Origin of the sequence: Nocardiopsis sp. NPDC101807, from assembly GCF_044766605.1 — a bacterium.
GTDB classification, from domain to species: domain Bacteria; phylum Actinomycetota; class Actinomycetes; order Streptosporangiales; family Streptosporangiaceae; genus Nocardiopsis; species Nocardiopsis tropica.
The window spans coordinates 89157-105128 of the sequence record NZ_JBIWMK010000002.1; the positions used below are offsets into that span (position 1 = coordinate 89157).

At 75.2% G+C, this 15972-nt stretch carries 15 protein-coding genes; 6 read left to right on the forward strand and 9 right to left on the reverse strand.

The genetic code is table 11. From position 1 onward, the window contains the following. The first annotated feature begins 482 nt into the window (after nucleotides 1–482). Complete coding sequence (locus tag ACIRPH_RS05550) at nucleotides 483–566, forward strand: cittilin family RiPP precursor (protein WP_352982781.1); 84 nt, start codon at nucleotides 483–485, stop codon at nucleotides 564–566. A gap of 205 nt (nucleotides 567–771) precedes the next feature. Beyond that, entirely contained in the window at nucleotides 772–2010 is a 1239-nt protein-coding gene (locus ACIRPH_RS05555) for a cytochrome P450 (protein WP_402909705.1), read from the forward strand. A 195-nt stretch (nucleotides 2011–2205) separates the two neighbouring features. On the opposite strand, the gene ACIRPH_RS05560 is transcribed toward ACIRPH_RS05555, so the two are convergent. From ACIRPH_RS05560 to ACIRPH_RS05575, 4 genes are all read right to left on the reverse strand, one after another. Next, entirely contained in the window at nucleotides 2206–2961 is a 756-nt protein-coding gene (locus ACIRPH_RS05560) for a methyltransferase domain-containing protein (protein ID WP_402909707.1), read from the reverse strand. Nucleotides 2962–3124: 163 nt separating this feature from the next. Beyond that, nucleotides 3125–3334: a hypothetical protein gene (locus ACIRPH_RS05565; RefSeq protein WP_402909709.1), complete on the reverse strand. Its 210-nt coding sequence runs from the start codon at nucleotides 3332–3334 to the stop codon at nucleotides 3125–3127. Between the two features lie 121 nt (nucleotides 3335–3455). After that, on the reverse strand, nucleotides 3456–3974 hold the full coding sequence (locus tag ACIRPH_RS05570) for a pyridoxamine 5'-phosphate oxidase family protein (protein WP_402909711.1): 519 nt from the start codon (nucleotides 3972–3974) through the stop codon (nucleotides 3456–3458). Between the two features lie 59 nt (nucleotides 3975–4033). Next, nucleotides 4034–5224 (reverse strand): multidrug effflux MFS transporter, encoded by a 1191-nt coding sequence (locus ACIRPH_RS05575; RefSeq protein ID WP_402911584.1) that lies wholly within the window; start codon nucleotides 5222–5224, stop codon nucleotides 4034–4036. A gap of 708 nt (nucleotides 5225–5932) precedes the next feature. Here ACIRPH_RS05575 and ACIRPH_RS05580 point away from each other — a divergent pair. The 4 genes from ACIRPH_RS05580 to ACIRPH_RS05595 all read left to right on the forward strand — a co-directional run bounded on the left by ACIRPH_RS05580 (nucleotide 5933) and on the right by ACIRPH_RS05595 (nucleotide 10743). Further along, nucleotides 5933–6478: a hypothetical protein gene (locus ACIRPH_RS05580; protein WP_402909713.1), complete on the forward strand. Its 546-nt coding sequence runs from the start codon at nucleotides 5933–5935 to the stop codon at nucleotides 6476–6478. A 286-nt stretch (nucleotides 6479–6764) separates the two neighbouring features. Beyond that, nucleotides 6765–9338 carry a M14 family zinc carboxypeptidase gene (locus ACIRPH_RS05585; protein WP_402909714.1) on the forward strand — a complete coding sequence of 858 codons (2574 nt, stop codon included), beginning with the start codon at nucleotides 6765–6767 and terminating at the stop codon, nucleotides 9336–9338. 215 nt (nucleotides 9339–9553) lie between these two features. Next, entirely contained in the window at nucleotides 9554–10162 is a 609-nt protein-coding gene (locus ACIRPH_RS05590) for a DUF4352 domain-containing protein (RefSeq protein WP_402909717.1), read from the forward strand. 110 nt (nucleotides 10163–10272) lie between these two features. After that, nucleotides 10273–10743 (forward strand): GNAT family N-acetyltransferase, encoded by a 471-nt coding sequence (locus ACIRPH_RS05595; RefSeq protein ID WP_402909719.1) that lies wholly within the window; start codon nucleotides 10273–10275, stop codon nucleotides 10741–10743. 47 nt (nucleotides 10744–10790) lie between these two features. Here ACIRPH_RS05595 and ACIRPH_RS05600 read toward each other — a convergent pair whose 3' ends face one another. From ACIRPH_RS05600 to ACIRPH_RS05620, 5 genes are all read right to left on the reverse strand, one after another. Further along, nucleotides 10791–11423, reverse strand: coding sequence for an MBL fold metallo-hydrolase (locus ACIRPH_RS05600; protein ID WP_402909721.1), 633 nt, complete (start codon nucleotides 11421–11423; stop codon nucleotides 10791–10793). Beyond that, a complete protein-coding gene (locus ACIRPH_RS05605; protein ID WP_402909723.1) occupies nucleotides 11420–12505 on the reverse strand; it encodes an S-(hydroxymethyl)mycothiol dehydrogenase in 1086 nt (361 codons plus the stop codon). Before ACIRPH_RS05605 ends, ACIRPH_RS05600 begins: the two co-directional genes overlap by 4 nt. A gap of 103 nt (nucleotides 12506–12608) precedes the next feature. Then, nucleotides 12609–13499, reverse strand: a complete 891-nt coding sequence (locus tag ACIRPH_RS05610; RefSeq protein ID WP_402909726.1) for a LysR family transcriptional regulator — start codon at nucleotides 13497–13499, stop codon at nucleotides 12609–12611. A 576-nt stretch (nucleotides 13500–14075) separates the two neighbouring features. Next, on the reverse strand, nucleotides 14076–14885 hold the full coding sequence (locus ACIRPH_RS05615; RefSeq protein WP_402909729.1) for a peptidoglycan recognition family protein: 810 nt from the start codon (nucleotides 14883–14885) through the stop codon (nucleotides 14076–14078). A 403-nt stretch (nucleotides 14886–15288) separates the two neighbouring features. After that, nucleotides 15289–15639 carry a DUF3817 domain-containing protein gene (locus ACIRPH_RS05620; protein ID WP_402909732.1) on the reverse strand — a complete coding sequence of 117 codons (351 nt, stop codon included), beginning with the start codon at nucleotides 15637–15639 and terminating at the stop codon, nucleotides 15289–15291. Nucleotides 15640–15972: the final 333 nt, after the last annotated feature.

Below are 15972 nucleotides of genomic sequence, written 5' to 3' on the forward strand. Positions count from 1 at the left end.
CTCCTGCGGCGTCGGCTGGGCGCGGTCTGGTCGCGGGTGCGGTCGGCATGGCGGAGGCCGTCACGGACAGGCATGGGAACGCTCCCATGGGCACGGGACGTGAGATTCCCCCGCGAACACGGGCCCCTCCGACACCCCCGTGACGGGGACGCGCCCCGCCCCGCGGTCGGAGCGGTCCGCGTACGGTCGTACGCTACGGCAGTCACCGCCACCCGCGTCAAACCGGGGGCCGCGACGTACCGGGTACCACGGGCGGGCGTCCGCGCGGCGCTCCACCGGACCGCCCGCGCCCCCGGTCACCGCCGAGGCGCCGGCGGGCGCGCCGGGCGGCCCCGCGGAGTCCTGTCCGCGCCGCCACCCCGGGCTTACCTCCGCACCCGTGATGGCTCACCCCTTCGCCACTGCCTCGGCCGCAGGGGCCCGCGTAGTGTTCAGCTGGTCGCCCGGAGCCACCGGGAAACCCCGCAGGAGGGAACGAACCGATGAGGAAAGTCGCCTACCGCATCGCCGCCAGGCTGGGCATCGTCGACAGCGAGCGCCTGACCCGTCCCTACATCTACTACTAGGCCGCCGCCTCCCCGGACCCGCGCCCGGCCCCGGTCGCCCCGGCCTCCCGGCGCCCCCGGCCCCCGCGCAGCGGGTCCCGGAGCCTCCGGGGCGCCGTGCCCCGGGACCTCGGTCCGGCGGCCACGGCGCCCCGACCCCCGCCGCCCCCAGGGCCCGTGCCGATCCTCCGGGGCACGGGCCCACCGCCTTCCCAGGACGGTCCCGATGACGGTCACCCACACAGCCCCCCCGGGACCCGGGGGAGGGCGCGGCACGGCCAACGCCGCCGACTACGCCCTGGACCCGCTCGGCTTCCTCACCGGGGCGGTGCGCGAGTTCGGCGACGTCGTCTCCCTCACCTCCTCCAACGTGCTCCTGGCCCACCCCGGGGACATCGGCCGCGTCCTGGTCGACCGGGGCGAGAACGTCGTCAAGATCAGCGAGGGCACCCGGCGGGGGCCCACCGGCTTCCCGCGCGCCATGATGAACAGCGAGGGCGCGGACTGGGAGCGCAAGCGCGCACGGCTCCGCCCCGCCTTCCGCAGCGAACGCCTCGCGCACCTGGAGGAGGCCGCGCGGGAGGGGGCCGCCCGCACGGTCCGGTCGTGGGCGGACGGCCAGACCGTCGACGTGCACCGCGAGATGTCCCGGCTGGCCATGCTGGTGGGCGCCACCCACATCGCGGGCCGCGAGCCCGGGGAGCACGGCGAGGCCCTGGCCGGCGCCGTGGCCGCCATCATGAGGCTCACGTCCTCCCCGCGCCTGCCCGCCTGGCTGCCGACCCGCGTCAACCGCGACCTGCGGCGGTCCCTGCGCGACCTGGACGGCGCGCTCGCGGTGATGGTCCGCGAACACCGCGACGAGGGCGCCGGGACGGCGCTGGACGCCCTCCTCGCCGACGACCCGCCCTTCGAGGAGGTCCGCGACGAGCTGGCCACCCTGCTGATGTCGGGTTACGAGACCACGGCGGACGCGCTGACCTGGCTCCTCCACCTCCTGGGGACGCACCCGGAGGCGGGAGCCCGGATGGGCGAGGAGGGGTTCGCCCGGGCCGCCGCCCAGGAGGCCGTGCGCCTCTACCCGCCGGCGTGGGTCATCAGCCGGGAGACCGTGCGGCCGTTCGAGGCGGGCGGCCACACCCTCCCCGCCGGGACCGTCCTCGGGCTCAGCCCGTGGGTGACCCACAGGGACGAGAGGTGGTTCCCGCGGGCCGGCGAGTTCCGCCCCGAGCGCTGGCTCGCGGGCGGGCCCTCCCACCGCTACGCCTACTTCCCCTTCGGGGCGGGGCCGCGCGGCTGCATCGGGGCGTCGATGGCCCTGCGCGAGGTGGAGGTGATCGCGGGGGAGCTGTGCGCCCGCGTGCGCCTGGAGCCCGTCGCGCCGGAGGCGGTGCGCCCGCGCCCGGCCCTGGCGCTCCAGCCCCGCGGGGTGCGCGCGGTGGTCCGGAAGCTCCGGCGCGGCTGAACGCCCCGCCGCCCCCGTGTCGCCGGGCCCCGCGCCCACCGGTCGCGGCCGGTCCCGGCGCCCGCTCCGCCGGGAGCCCCCCGGGGCCTTCCGGCCGGGAGCCGCCGTCCGGGCGCCCCCGCGCGGGACGCCGTGCGGCACCGTGCCCCGCGCGGGGGCGCGGGCCCGGCGGCGCAGGGCCTCCCGGAGCACGCCCTAGCGCAGGGCGCTGACCAGGAAGAACGGGACGGCGACGAAGAGCCGCCCCGTCCCGGCGCGTTCGCGCTGCTCGTCCGCCCACGCGGCCGCCCGCTCCTCGGGGACCGCTCCCGCCGCCACGGCCGCCGAGGCCAGGCCGGTGAGCATGGGCAGGACGCCGGCGTCGGTGAACAGGAGCACGCTGCCCTCCACCTCCACGTCCCCGAAGCCCGCCTCCAGCAGCAGGGCGCGCTGGCGCCGGGGCGCGCGGGGGTCGGGCATGCCGTCGGCGTACGAGGCGACGATCGCGCGCGTCAGCGCCGGGTCGGCCGAGTCCACGGCGTACGCCTCCCAGTCCTGGCCGAGCAGGACGACGCGGCCCCCGGGGGCCAGGACCCTCCGGGCCTCGGCCAGGGCGCGCGCGGGATCGCCGAGGGAGTGGTAGAGCTTCTCCGCCCGGTACCCCTGGACGCGGCCGTCGGGCAGGGGGAGCGCGTAGGCGTCGCCGAGCAGGAACCCCGGTCCGGGGTGGCGTCCGCGGGCGGCGCCGAGCATGCGCGGGTCGAGGTCCACGCCGACCACGCGCGGCCCCCCGGCGGCGATCTCCGCCGCCGCGCGTCCCGCCCCGCAGCCCACGTCCACCACCGCGTCCCCCGGCCCCGCACGGAGGAGTTCCCGTGCGCGTGAGCGCAGCCGCACCGCCCCGGGCGTCAGGTCGAACCGGTCCAGCCTGGTCAGGAGCCGGTCGGTGTCCGACCGTTCGGAGGTCCGCATGGAAGGGATTGTGCGGCCCCGCCGACCGGACGACAAGGCCCCCGCGCCCCTCCCGTGCGGCGTCGCTGCGCCGGCCGTGCGCTCCGCGCGCCGGGGCGCGGGGGCGTCCGCGCACAGCGGCGCCCCGCTCGCCGGTGGCGGGCGGGGCGCCGCTGAACAAGGGTCATTCGGAGGGTTCGGGAAGTTCGGGGCACTCGATGGTCGGGTTGACCCCCACGTAGTTCAGGGGGCCGACGAAGACCGTGCCCACGGTGTGCCCGAGGTTCGAGCACGAGGCCTCGGCCGCGCCGAACAGGCCGCGCTGGAACGCGGCGATCAGGCCGATGAGAAGCCACAGGACGACCAGCGTCGAAAGAACGATCCTTACGCGCACTCTCTGCCTCCAAGGGGGGTGAGCTGACGAGGCGGCGTTGCTTCGCCAGGGACCTACCCGCGAGGAGGGGCGTCTCACCTGCTTCGCCCGCCGGGCGGCGCCGCGCCGCCCGGCGACGGGCTCAGGGCCACACGTCGAAGCGCCACCGGGTGGGGCCGTGCGGCAGTTCGTCGGCGGGGAACGCGAACACCGTCGACGGTGTGACGGTGAAGACCCGGTAGGGCGGCGGACCCGCGGTCGGCGCGCCCTCGGGGCCGGTCAGCTCACCGTCCCCGGGGGCCGGGGTCCACCCGTAGCGCTCGGCGTACGCCGCGGCGACCCGGTCCAGGCGTTCGGGCTCCAGCACCGCCTCGACGGTCCCCTCCACCACCACGTCCATCCGCCCCGTGCCGAACGCCAGGCTCACGTCGGGCGAGGACGCCATCAGGCGGGACTTGGCCGAGGCCTGCCCCGAGGCGAAGCAGGGCTGGCCGTCCACCCACACCGCCAGCAGCGGCCGCGTGTGCGGAGGGCCCTCCGTGCGGGACACGGTCAGCCAGTACGTTCCGGCCGTCTCCGCCAGATGGGGGAGGACCTCCGACCACACGCCGGGGGGTCCGCTCGTCAGGGACTCGGCCTTGGGATCCGGAAAAGCGAACACGACACACTCCTCTGGGCTCTCTGGCGTGAACAGACCAGGGTAATGGGCGGTGCCGACACTCACGCCGCCGCGGGTGCGGTGCGCCGGACGCGCAGCGCGAACCCGGCGAAGACCGCGGCCGCGCCGACGGCGGTGGCGAACATGACCACCGTCATGCTGGACAGCGTCACCGGGCCGAACAGCCCGGCGGTGGCGGCCAGACCGGACCCGATCGCGAACTGGAGCGAGCCCAGCAGGGCCGATCCGCTCCCGGCGACCTGGGGCGGCTGCCCGTTCAGGGCCAGCGCGGTCGCGTTCGGCGACACCAGGCCGGTGAACACCATCATCACGAACAGGGCGGCGGTCACCGTCACCAGGTCGGCCACGCCCGCGGTGTCCAGCAGCGCCAGGGCCGCCACCGACAGGATCGACCCGACCAGGCCGAGGATCAGCCGGCGGTGGATCTCCACCCGGGGGATGAGGAACGCGTTCAGCTGGTTTCCGAGGATCATCCCGAGGGTGGTCACCGCGAACACCAGGCTGAACTCCTGGGCGTTCGCACCGAACCGCGACTGCGACACGAACGAGAACGTCGAGATGTAGGTGAAGCTCATGCCGAAGCTCAGCGCGAGCGTGAGCGTGGGCCCCGTGAAGCGGATGTCGCGCAGCAGGCCGCCGAACACGCGCATCTGCGCGCGCGGGCTGATCCGCTGGCGCTCCTCGCGCGGCAGGCTCTCGGGCAGGCCGAACAGGACCAGGCCGAAGGTCAGCAGGCCCGCGGCGCCCAGCACGACGAAGAGCAGCTGCCAGGGGCCGAAGAAGAGGAGCTGGCCGCCCAGGACCGGGCCGAGCATCGGCGCCAGCCCGGCGAGCAGCACGAGCCGTGAGAAGAAGGTGGCGGCGGCGTCGCCGTCGAACACGTCGCGCACGATCGCCCGGGAGACCACCAGTCCGGCGGCGGCGGACAGCCCCTGGAGGAAGCGCAGCGCGCTGAACGCCTCCACGCTCGACACCGTCGCGATGGCGAGCGTCGTGGCGGTGAACACGCCGATCCCCGCGAGGAGCGGCAGACGGCGCCCCCACCGGTCGCTGAGCGGTCCGATGACCAGCTGCCCCAGGGCGAGACCGGCCATCACCGACGTCAGGGTGAGCTTGACGCTCGACTCGCTGGCGCCGAGGTCGGCGGAGATCTGGGGCAGGGCGGGCAGGTACAGGTCGGTGGCCAGCGGGCCGAGGGCGGACAGCACGCCCAGGACGAGCACGAGCAGCAGCGTGCGGCGGCGCGTGCTCCGGTCCCCGCCGCGAGGGGCGGCGTCCCGGACGTCGGTCGCGGCGGCGCGGACGACCGCGGTCGCCTCGTCGGTCGCGGCGGTCTCCGGGGCGCGGTGCTTCGGGCGCACGGAAAGAAGGGTCACAGGGGCTCCAGCACAGGAAAGGTCAAGGACAAGGAGAACCGGGAGGTGCTCGGGCGCCGTGAACCGCCTTCGGGCGGGGCACCGTCAAGGAAGTCCCACGTGGGGACACTCCCGGCACCAACGCAGGACCGGGTCCAGGCAATCCCGGCTTTACCCGGCGATCCGCGTGATCCGCGTTACGTGGCGGGAACCCCCGTGCGGGGCGCGGTTGCGGAGGGCTGTGACGGCGGCCATGCGGCACGCGGCGCGGACCGGCCCGCAGGTGGGGCGGGCGGCGGGCAGAGATCGCGGGCCCCGCCCGCCGCGGAGTCCCCCCACCGGTCCCGACGAGGGCCCTTCCGCGGGGCGGCACCGCCGTCGGCGGCGCGGGGCACGGCCTGCGGCGCCGCGGGGGCGACTCCACCCACGCCGGGGACGTGCTCGCGGATTCCGTCGCGCGCAGCCCCGGTCCAGGGACCTCTGGCCCGACCCCCGCCCTTGTGCACGCCGATGTCCCCAGGGGTTGCTACGGTCGCGCTCTCGACCCCGACCATCGTGCTGTGACCGACACCCCCGGGAGCTCCGGTGCGCCCCACCGCCCCCGTCGCATCCGCGGCCGCCGTCCTGCTCGCCCCCGGCCTCAGCGCCTGTGCCGAGGAGGCTCCCGTGGAGTACTCCTTCGAGTCCAGGCAAGAGCCGGAGGCCGACCTGCCCGCCCCGGGGGAGGCGATGCCGGTTCTCCTCGAGATCGGGGACTCCCACGCCTGGGACGACGGCCTGTCCGTGGGGCTGTCCGACGTCGAGCTGCCCGACGGGGACGCCCTCGGAGACAGCGGCGGTCGGGGCATGGTCACGTTCACCGTCGTCCTCACCAACGACAGTGACGTCCCGGTGCGGACCGACCGCATCGACTGGTTCTGCGCCGGCGGCGTCGAAGGCGACGACGAGGCGTTCGACGGGGACGCACACGAGCGGCCCGAGGCGATCCGGCCCGGCTCCACCGGCATCCTGGAGCCCGCCTGCGAGATGCCCGCCGAGGAGTACGGACTCCAGCTCCTGCTGGGCCTCTCCCGACCCGGTGACGCGGAGCTCGCGCACGAGGCCGTGTTCTTCTCCGGCATCGTCGAGTAGGCGGGGCCGGCGGATCACGGTGGCGTCGGAGCCGGGCGAGGGGGCCGGGGCGCTTGAGACGGCTCATCGACGGCGAACCCGCCGGGCCGGACGTATGCCCGCGTGATCTCGGACGCCTGCTCCCGGCGCCCGGTCGGGTCTGCGAGCCCGTGTGCCGCCGTCGGGCCCCGCCCGCCGCGGGCCTCCCGGGCGCGCGGCCGCGCGAAACAGGGATTTCACCTCTGCCGGTCTTGCCGGGCGCGGACCGTGTCGGTAGGAACGGTGGGGACCCCCAGGAGGAGCCCTCGTGCACCAGCCCCCTCAGCCGCGCCCCCGCCGCCCCCGCGCACTGTCCGCACTCTCCGGCACACTGGCCGCCGTCGTCGCGGCGGGCCTGCTCGCCACCCCCGGCGCGGCCTCCGCCGACCCCGTCCCGCGCGGGGAGGCCGCCAACGGCCCCGAGCGCAACGACCGGGCCGCCGGGGCGGAGGCCCTGGCCGGCGCCGCCCCGCACGCGTTCGCCGCCCCGCCGGCCGCCGCAGGGGTGGACCCGGACGCCCCCTACCCCAGGCGGACCGAACTCCCGGAGCCGCCGGAGGACCCCGACGACCACTCGGTCAGGCTCGGCCTCATGCCCTACCACGGCATCGCGCCCGCCCTCAACGAACTCCAGGAGTCCTCCGACCGGGTGAGCGCGGAGGTGGTCGGCGCCTCCGTGCAGGGCCGCGACATCTACCTGGTCACCGTCACCGCACCCGAGAACCGGGCCGAGTCCGACCACCAGAGACGGATGCGCGAACTGATCTCGCAGGACCCCGGGCGGGCCGCCCGGGACCGGACCCTGGCCGACCGCTACAAGGCCCCCGTGCTCGTCAACGCCAACATCCACGGCAACGAGTGGGAGGGCACGGACGCGTCGCTGCGGGTCATCGAGGAGCTCGCCACCGGCACGGACGAGGCGACGGAGGAGCTGTTGGAGAGCACGCGCCTGTACTTCGTGCTGACCGCCAACCCGGACGGCCGCGTGGCGGGACAGCGCGCCAACAGCCGCGGATTCGACCTCAACCGCGACTTCGTCACCGTCTCCCAGCCCGAGACGGCGGCGGTGCGCCAGGTCGTCATCGACACACAGCCCCTGGTCCTGCTCGACCAGCACGGGTACGTCAACGGCACCCTCATCGAGCCGGGGACGCCACCGCACGGCCAGAACTACGAGTACGACCTCTACATCAAGCACACGTACGCGAACGCGGAGAACATGGAGGAGGCCGTCCTCGACCTCGGGTACACGCCCGAGGACGACGGGGTGGAGCCCCCGCAGATCCCCTTCCGCGACTGGGAGGACGGCTGGGACGACTGGCCGCCGATCTTCACCCCCATGTACGCGCCCTACCAGGGAGCGGTCTCCTCCGCCACGGTCGAGTTCCCGCTGCGCGTCAACAACGCCGACTACGACGACCTGGACGAGGAGGAGCTGCGGCGCCGCTCGGCGATCAACACCGACGTCTCCGCCGCCACCATCGGGGCGACGCTGTCCTACGTCGGGGAGAACCGCGAAGAGCTCATCGGCGACCAGGTCGAGGTGTTCCGCCGGGGCGCGGCCGGTGAGGAGCAGGTCGTGCCCCCGCAGGGGTGGGTGCCCGGGTTCGACCCGGAGGACGTGTGGACCACCGAGTTCCCGCGCGCCTACGCGATCCCTGCGTGGGGTCCGGCCGCCGCCCGCCTCGTGGACCTGCTCGTCGCCAACGACGTGGTCGTCGGGCGCGCGAACGAGGGCTTCGAGGCGGACGGGACCTCCTACGACGCCGGGACGTACGTGGTGGACATGCACCAGCCCAAGCGCGGCATGGCCAACGTCCTCCTGGAGGACGGGCGGGACATCAGCGAGGACGTCGGCGCGATGTACGACATCTCCGGATGGAGCCACGGGCTGCTGTGGGGGGCGCGCGTCGACGCCCTCCACACCGGGGTCGGGGCCGACACCTCGCCCGTGGCGGCGGCCGACCCCTCCGGGCGGGTGGACGAGGCGGGCGGGCACGGCTGGGAGCTGGCACTGGACGACGGGGCCCAGGTCGTGGCCCTGAACGCCCTGCTCGCCGACGGCGTCGAGGTGACGTGGAGCGGGCGGGGCAGTGTGCTGGTCCCCGCGTCGGCGGCCGGCGCCGTCGAGGGCGTCTCCGACCGCCACGGGGCGGTCTTCGCCGGGGCGGAGACCGGCGGGGGCGAGGCTCTGTCGGCGCCGACCGTCGCCGCGGCGGGCGCCGCCGACGAGCTGTTCACGCTCGACCGGATGGGGTTCGACGTCGAACCGGTGTCCACGCGCGTGCTCAACGACGGGTTCGACTGGACCGGGGTGGACGTGCTCTACGTGTCCAGCGGGCTGGTCCACGCCGACCTCGACGCGGAGGCCCGTGCCGGCCTGGACGCGTTCCTGGCACACGGGGGCGTGGTGGGGAGGGGCGCGACGGGCGCCCGCTTCAACGACCAGGCGGGGCTGCTGGACGTGGTCGGGCACGCGGGACGCCCGGACGCCAACGGCGTGGTGGCCGTGACCGCCGGGGAAGGGGTGCTGGCCGGGACGGGCGGGCACTCGTTCGTGTACTCGCCCAGGTGGTTCACCGACCTGGGCGAGGGCGTGTCCGTGGAGCAGTCCTACGCCGCAGAGGGGCCCCTGGTGGCCGGGCACTGGCGTGCCGACGCGAACGGGGCGGGCGGCCAGGACGCCGCCGCCGGGCGGGCCTCCGTGGTCAGCGGCGTCGCGGAGCGGGGCGCGTCCGTGGTGCTGTTCGGCACCGAGCCGCTGTTCCGCAACCACCCCAAGGGCCTCTTCGGGCAGGTCGCCCAGGCCCTCTACTGGAGTTCGCTCGCCCAGGAGGGCTGAGCCCGCCCGCACCGGCGCCGCCCCGGAGGAGGACTCCGGGGCGGCGCGGTCGCCGGGGGATCCCGGTCTTGCCCGGGAATTGTCAAGGCGTCGCTCTCAGTACGGAAAGCCTTTGGCGTAATGAGCCCTTTTTCCCCGGACGGATAGGTGACCCTTGGAGGAGGGAGGGGATTCTGCCTGTCCGGGCCGGACCTTCCCGAGGGGGGTAATGCGTCATGTACGAACAACCGCCGGGTGGTCCTCAGTACCCTCAGCAGCCTCCTCCCGGACAGCCACCACCCCCGCAGAAGAGGAAGGCCTGGCCCTGGGTCCTGCTCGGCTGCGGCGGGGCCGCGCTGCTGGTGATCATCCTGGGCGTCGCCTGCACGGTGTCGCTGTTCGCCGGAGGAGCCGGCCAGGAGCCGACCGGTGAGACGGCCGACGACGCGGGCGGGGCCGAGTCCGTCGGCGTGGGCGAGCCCGGAACGGTCGGCCAGTGGGAGGTGACCGTGAGCGGTATCGAAACGGCCGCCACCTACGGGGACGAGTTCTCCCAGGAGACGGCGCAGGGCGAGTACGCGATCGTGGACCTCACCGTGGAGAACACCGGGACCGAGGCCACGACCTTCGACAGCTCGGCGATCAGCCTCGTCGACTCCGAGGGCAACACCCACTCGTCGAGCGGATCCCTGGCGGCCGATTCCCTGTTCCTGGAGCAGATCAACCCGGGCAACGAGGTCTCCGGGTCCGTTGCGGTGGACGTGCCGGAGGGGACCGAGATCACCGAGGTCGAGGTGACGGACACGCTGTCGACGGAGGGCCCGCTGGTGGTCGAGGTGGACTGACGGCCCAACGCCCCGGGCGCCGAGGCTCCGCGGTCCGGGGCGGCGGGCGGGAGGCGCCCGTCCGGAAAACCCGTGGCGCCCGGGCGGGACCGCCCCCTAGGGTGCCTGCCATGACGACTCCTTCCCCCTCGCTCCGCCTCGCGGAGATCACCCCCGAGAACGTCGATGCCGCCCTCGGGGTGAAGGTCCGAGAGGACCAGAACGCCTTCGTGGCCCCCGTGGAGCGCTCCCTGGCCGAGGCCTACGCCTCCCGCGCCACGGCCTGGCCCCGCCTCGTCATGGACGGGGACGAGGCCGTCGGCTTCGTCATGGCCAACTTCGCTCCCGACGAGGAGGAACCGGACTTCCGCTGCGGCATCTGGCGGCTCAACATCGCCGGGGACGCGCAGGGGAGGGGGTACGGGCGGTTCGCGGTCGGGGCCGTCGCCGCCGAGGCGCGCGTGCGGGGGAACCAGCGGCTCACGGTGACGTGGGTGCCGGGCGAGGGCAGCCCCGAGGGCTTCTACCTGGGTGCGGGGTTCCGGCCCACCGGACGGGTGTTGGACGGAGAGGTGGTCGGGGAGATGGTCCTCGACCGGTGAGGGGGACGGCCCCGCCGCAGGGCGGGGCCGCGATCCCCTCCGCGCCGTCAGTGGCCCCGGTCGATCCACTCCTGGAGGTGGGGCGCCTCGTCGCCGACCGTCGTCGAGTCGCCGTGCCCGGTGCGCACCACCGTGTCCGGGGGCAGCGTCAGCAGCCGGTCGCGGATGGACCCCACGATCGTCGGGAAGTCCGAGTAGGACCGCCCCGTCGCCCCCGGCCCGCCCCGGAACAGGGTGTCCCCGCTGAAGAGCGTTCCCAGCTCCGGCGCGTACAGGCACACCGCCCCCGGGGCGTGGCCCGGGGTGTGCAGCACGTGCAGCCCGGTCCCGGCCACCGCGACCGTCTGCCCGTCGGCCAGTTCCCCGTCGGGGGCGCGGTCCGGGTGGGTCGTGTCCCACAGCACCCGGTCGTCGGGGTGCAGCAGGATCGGGGCGCCGGCGGCGTCGGCCACCGCCGGGGCGGCGTTGACGTGGTCGTTGTGAGCGTGCGTGCACACCACGGCCACGACCCTGCGCCCGCCGACCGCCGCCAGGACCGCGTCGGCGTCGTGGGCCGCGTCGACGACCACGACCTCCTCGTCGTCACCGACCAGCCAGACGTTGTTGTCGACCTCCCACTCGCCGCCGTCCAGGGCGAACACCCCGGAGGTGGTGAGGAGTTCCACGCGCGCGCCGCTCACAGCCGCACCACCGAACGCAGGACGTCGCCGCGCTCCATGCGGACGAAGGCCTCCTCGATGTCGCCCAGGCCGATCTCCTCGCTGACGAAGGCGCCCAGGTCCAGGCGGCCCTGGAGGTGGAGGTCGACGAGCATGGGGAAGTCGCGCGAGGGCAGGCAGTCGCCGTACCAGGACGACTTCAGCGCGCCCCCGCGCCCGAACACGTCCAGCAGCGGCAGCTCCAGGCGCATCTCCGGCGTGGGCACGCCCACTAGGACCACGGTGCCCGCCAGGTCGCGCGCGTAGAACGCCTGCTTGTAGGTGGAGGGCAGCCCGACCGCGTCGATGACCACGTCCGCGCCGAAACCGCCGGTCAGCTCGCGGATCGCCTCGACGGGGTCGGCGGCGGAGGCGTTGACCGTGTGGGTGGCGCCGAAACCGCGCGCCTGGTCGAGCTTGCGGTCCTCCAGGTCCACGGCGATGATCCGGTTCGCCCCCGCGAGGCGGGCCCCGGCGACGGCCGCGCAGCCCACGCCGCCGCAGCCGATGACCGCGACGGAGTCGCCGCGGGTCACACCGCCGGTGTTGACGGCGGCGCCGATCCCGGCCATGACCCCGCAGCCGAGCAGTCCGGCGGCGGCCGGTGAGGCCTCCGGGTCGACCTTGGTGCACTGGCCCGCGGCGACGAGGGTCTTCTCGGCGAAGGCGCCGATGCCCAGGGCGGGGGAGAGCTCGGTGCCGTCCTCCAGGGTCATCCTCTGGGTGGCGTTGTGGGTGTCGAAGCAGTACTGGGGGCGGCCGCGCCGACAGGCGCGGCACTCACCGCACACCGCGCGCCAGTTCAGGACGACGTAGTCGCCGGGCCGGACGTTGCCGACGCCCTCGCCGACGGACTCCACCACGCCCGCGGCCTCGTGGCCGAGCAGGAACGGGTACTCGTCGTTGATGCCGCCCTCGCGGTAGTGCAGATCGGTGTGGCACACCCCGCACGCCTGGACCCGGACCACTGCCTCCCCGGGGCCCGGATCGGGGACGACGATCGTGGTCAGTTCGACGGGTGCTCCCTTGGCACGGGAGATCACACCCTGTACCCGCTGAGACATCTGGGCTCCCAAGACGTGGCCGGTGGGCGGAGCCGGCGGGCTCCGCTCCCGCCACCATGCCGCACCGGGCTCACACATGTCCAACATGTGAGAAGAGTGGGATTCACGCGTGGGAGTCATCAATCGGGTGTTCCTCGCGCAGCAGGTCGAGGAACGCGCGGGTCGCGCCGGAGGGGTGGGAGCCGCGGGGCGTGGCCAGCCCGACCCGCCACCGCGTGCCGCCGGGCAGGGGAGCGCTCCGCAGCCCGGCCGCCTGCGGCTTGTCCACGACCGGCCGCGGCACGACCGCGACCCCCATCCGGCGGCGCACCAGGTCCAGGAGGGTGTACACGTCGTTGACCTGGAGGGCCACCCTGCGGGTGATGCCGAACTCGGCGAACGCGAGGTCCGCGCAGTCCCGCGCGCCCCACCCCGGGTGCAGGTCCACGTACTCCTCCCGCTCCAGCTGGGCCAGCACGTCCCCCGCGTCGATCGCGTGGTCGGGACCGGCCAGGAGCATCAGCGGCTCCTCCGAGATGCGCAGCAGGTCCGCGCCCCCCTCGCCGTCGAGGGGCCCCGCCACCAGGGCCGCGTCCAGCAGTCCGGCCCGCACCTGGTCCATCAGCTGGCCCGTGGCGGCCTGCTGGAGGTTGATCGTCACCTGCGGGTGCAGCGAGCGGTAGGAGTGCAGGAGGGGCGCCGCCTCCACGACCCCCATGCACTGCTCGGTGCCCAGGGCCAGGGTTCCGCGCACGCCGTCGCCGTCGGCCACCAGGTCCCTGAGTCCGTCCGCGGCGGAGAGGATGCGCTGGGCCTCGGCCCACAGCAGGCGGCCGGTCGGGGTGGGACTCACGCGCCGGGTGGTGCGCAGGAGGAGCTGGGCGTCGAGGTCCCTCTCCAGCGCCCGGATCGACGCGGACAGGCCGGACTGGGTGATGCCGAGGTACTCGGCGGCGCGGGTGAAGTGCTGCTCCTCGCACACCGCGGCGAAGTGTCTCAACTGTCGAAGCTCCACGGCGCCAGCCTAACGAGCGGCGGGGACCGGGCCGACCGCGTGCGGGGGCCCGGCCGCCGGGCCCGCTCCCTCGGCCTGCGCCGGCGGGGGCTCGGCGAGGCCGAGCGCGGCGGCGACCCCGCGCCGTCGCCCTCGCGCTCGAGGGGCTGGCCGGGGCGCGCTCCCCGGAGGGGGAGCACGGGGCCGCGGCCGAGCTCCTGGACCGTGCCCGCGCCCTGCGCGACGGGGTCGGCATGCCGCTGCCCCCGGCCGGGCGCCGGGACGTCGACCGGATCGCCGAGCGCATCCGGGAGGGGTCCCGCGCCGGCTGAGCGGGGGCGCGGGGGGAAGGGCGGACCGGGCCGGGGACGGGGGCCGGGGCGGCCCGGGAAGGGGGCGGGGGCCCCCCGGGGGGGGGGGGGGGCCCCCGCCGCCCCCCCCCCCCCCCCCCCCCGCCCGGGGGGGGGGGGGCGGCGGGGGCGGGGGGGGGGGGGGGGGGCGGGCCGGGGGGGGGGCCCCCCCCGGGGGGGGGCGGGGGGCCCCCGCCGCGGACGCGCGCACGAGCGACGCCGAACGGGGAGGCGTTCTCGCGCCGGGTCAGCGGGTGAAGTCGTCGGGTCCCCGGCCGGGGCCGTGATAGAACTCGCGCTGCGGCTCGTCCTCCGGAACGGGCGGGAAGGTCGGCCCCTCGCCGGAGGGCTCGCGCAGCGCGCCGAGGTCCACGCCCTGGGCCGTGAGCACGGAGGCGGTGGCGTTGCGCAGGTCGGGGAGCATCGCGTACAGCACGTCCCCGGGGCAGGCGGTGGCGTTGAAGTCCCGGTGCCCGCGGATCGCGCTCTGGGGGTTGAGCCCGTAGGCCCCGCACAGCCAGGACAGGGTGGCCACGAGGGCGTCGGTCAGGGCCTGGGTGGGCCCCGTGGTCATGTAGGTGCCCTCGTTCTCGATCCCGATGCAGGTGCTGTTGTTGTTGGCGACGTGGGCGCCCACCACGTGGTGGCCCGCCCCGACGGCCTCCGGGGTGCGGTCGCGGCCCTCCATGACGTGGCCGCCCCGGCTGATGGTCAGCTGCTGCCCGGAGTCGGACCAGCCGTTGCTGTCCATGTGGAAGTTCTGGATCGACCGGGACAGGGCCAGGGCGTGGTCGAGCGAGTAGTTGGTGCTGTTGGGCGTCGCGGTGTGGTGGACCACGATGTAGCTCGGCCGGTGGGCCAGGACCTGGATCGGGCTCGACGGCGGCCGGGCGTTCCAGGAGCCCCGCCAGTACAGGAACGAGGGGGCCGCCTGGGCGGAGGCGCTCGTGGCGCCGCCCACGGTGAGCGCGCCGCCGAGGACGGCGACTCCCGAGGCCGCGGCCGCTCCGCGCAGGATGGTGCGCCGGGCCGGTCCGGACGGGTGGGTGTGTGGCATGGGGGGACCCTTCGTGGGGGGTGGTTACTTGCCAGTTCATAAAAGAACACGGACCACGGACCGTGCGCAAAGGGTGACCCGGGGATTTCTCTGTCCGCTTCCGGTCAGAATGCAAACCACCTGCCCCCGTAGGCAGGGGGCCCGCTCCGGGTGTAGGGAGAAAGGCTTTCGGGCGGGGGTGCGCGATGACGTCACCGACGCGTTTCCAGGTTTCACCGACGTCATTCGCCCGACATTTCCCCGTCGTTTCCGAAGCCATTGGTGAATGGGCCGCGACCGGTGCGCGCCCTGCCTTCGCGCGCCGCGGCGGGAACGCGGGACCCGGGGTCGGGGGAGGGGCGGGAACGGCGCGGGGCCCGGTGGGACCAGTGGTCCCACCGGGCCCCGCGGGGTCGGTGCGGTGTCAGGCGACCGGCTCGGGCTCCCTGTTCCGGTCCCGCGCCCCGGCCGTCAGGCGCCCGCTGCGGTGCAGCCACCAGTCGGCGAGGAGGGTGCCCAGGGGAGGGATGGACGCGGCCAGGGCCACCAGGGTCGGCCACAGCCCCCAGCGCAGGTGGAGGGCGGCGGCCAGGGCGACGGCCACGTAGACCATGAACGCCCCGCCGTGCAGGGGGCCGAAGATCTGCACGCCCAGTTCGCTGCCGTTCCCGAGGTACTTGAACCCCATGCCGACGAGGAGGCCGGCCCAGGTGAAGGCCTCGAAGACCGCCACCACGCGGAAGACGGTCGCTGTGACGCGGGGACTGATGTTCACGTTGTTCCTCGGACTCGTTCTCGCTGGACACGGCTGATCCCGGCGCCGTGGGCCGGGACGGGCCTCCAGGCTAGGACATTGTGTGGAATGTCAGGCTTGGGGTGTCCATTGGTCCGCGCGACGCCCCTCCAGCCCCGCGGGGGCGTGCGGCCCCGGCCCGGGGTGCGCCCGGGCGGGGGCCGGAAAGGGCAAGCGCCTCACTTCCGCCGTGGTCCGGGGAGGTGACGTCCGTGTGGAGCGCCCGCCCGGACGGGTTTCGCGCGCCGTCGGCCGGGGCTCCCGCCGCCGTGCCCGGACCGCAGGAACCCGCCGGGCCGTCCTCCTGGCGGGGCG

Coding starts and splice junctions, on each gene's coding strand:
- ACIRPH_RS05550 (WP_352982781.1), top strand. CDS start 483: ATGAGGAAAGTCGCCTACCGCATCGCCGCCAGGCTGGGCATCGTCGAC.
- ACIRPH_RS05555 (WP_402909705.1), top strand. CDS start 772: ATGACGGTCACCCACACAGCCCCCCCGGGACCCGGGGGAGGGCGCGGC.
- ACIRPH_RS05560 (WP_402909707.1), bottom strand. CDS start 2,961: ATGCGGACCTCCGAACGGTCGGACACCGACCGGCTCCTGACCAGGCTG.
- ACIRPH_RS05590 (WP_402909717.1), top strand. CDS start 9,554: ATGTACGAACAACCGCCGGGTGGTCCTCAGTACCCTCAGCAGCCTCCT.
- ACIRPH_RS05595 (WP_402909719.1), top strand. CDS start 10,273: ATGACGACTCCTTCCCCCTCGCTCCGCCTCGCGGAGATCACCCCCGAG.
- ACIRPH_RS05605 (WP_402909723.1), bottom strand. CDS start 12,505: ATGTCTCAGCGGGTACAGGGTGTGATCTCCCGTGCCAAGGGAGCACCC.
- ACIRPH_RS05615 (WP_402909729.1), bottom strand. CDS start 14,885: ATGCCACACACCCACCCGTCCGGACCGGCCCGGCGCACCATCCTGCGC.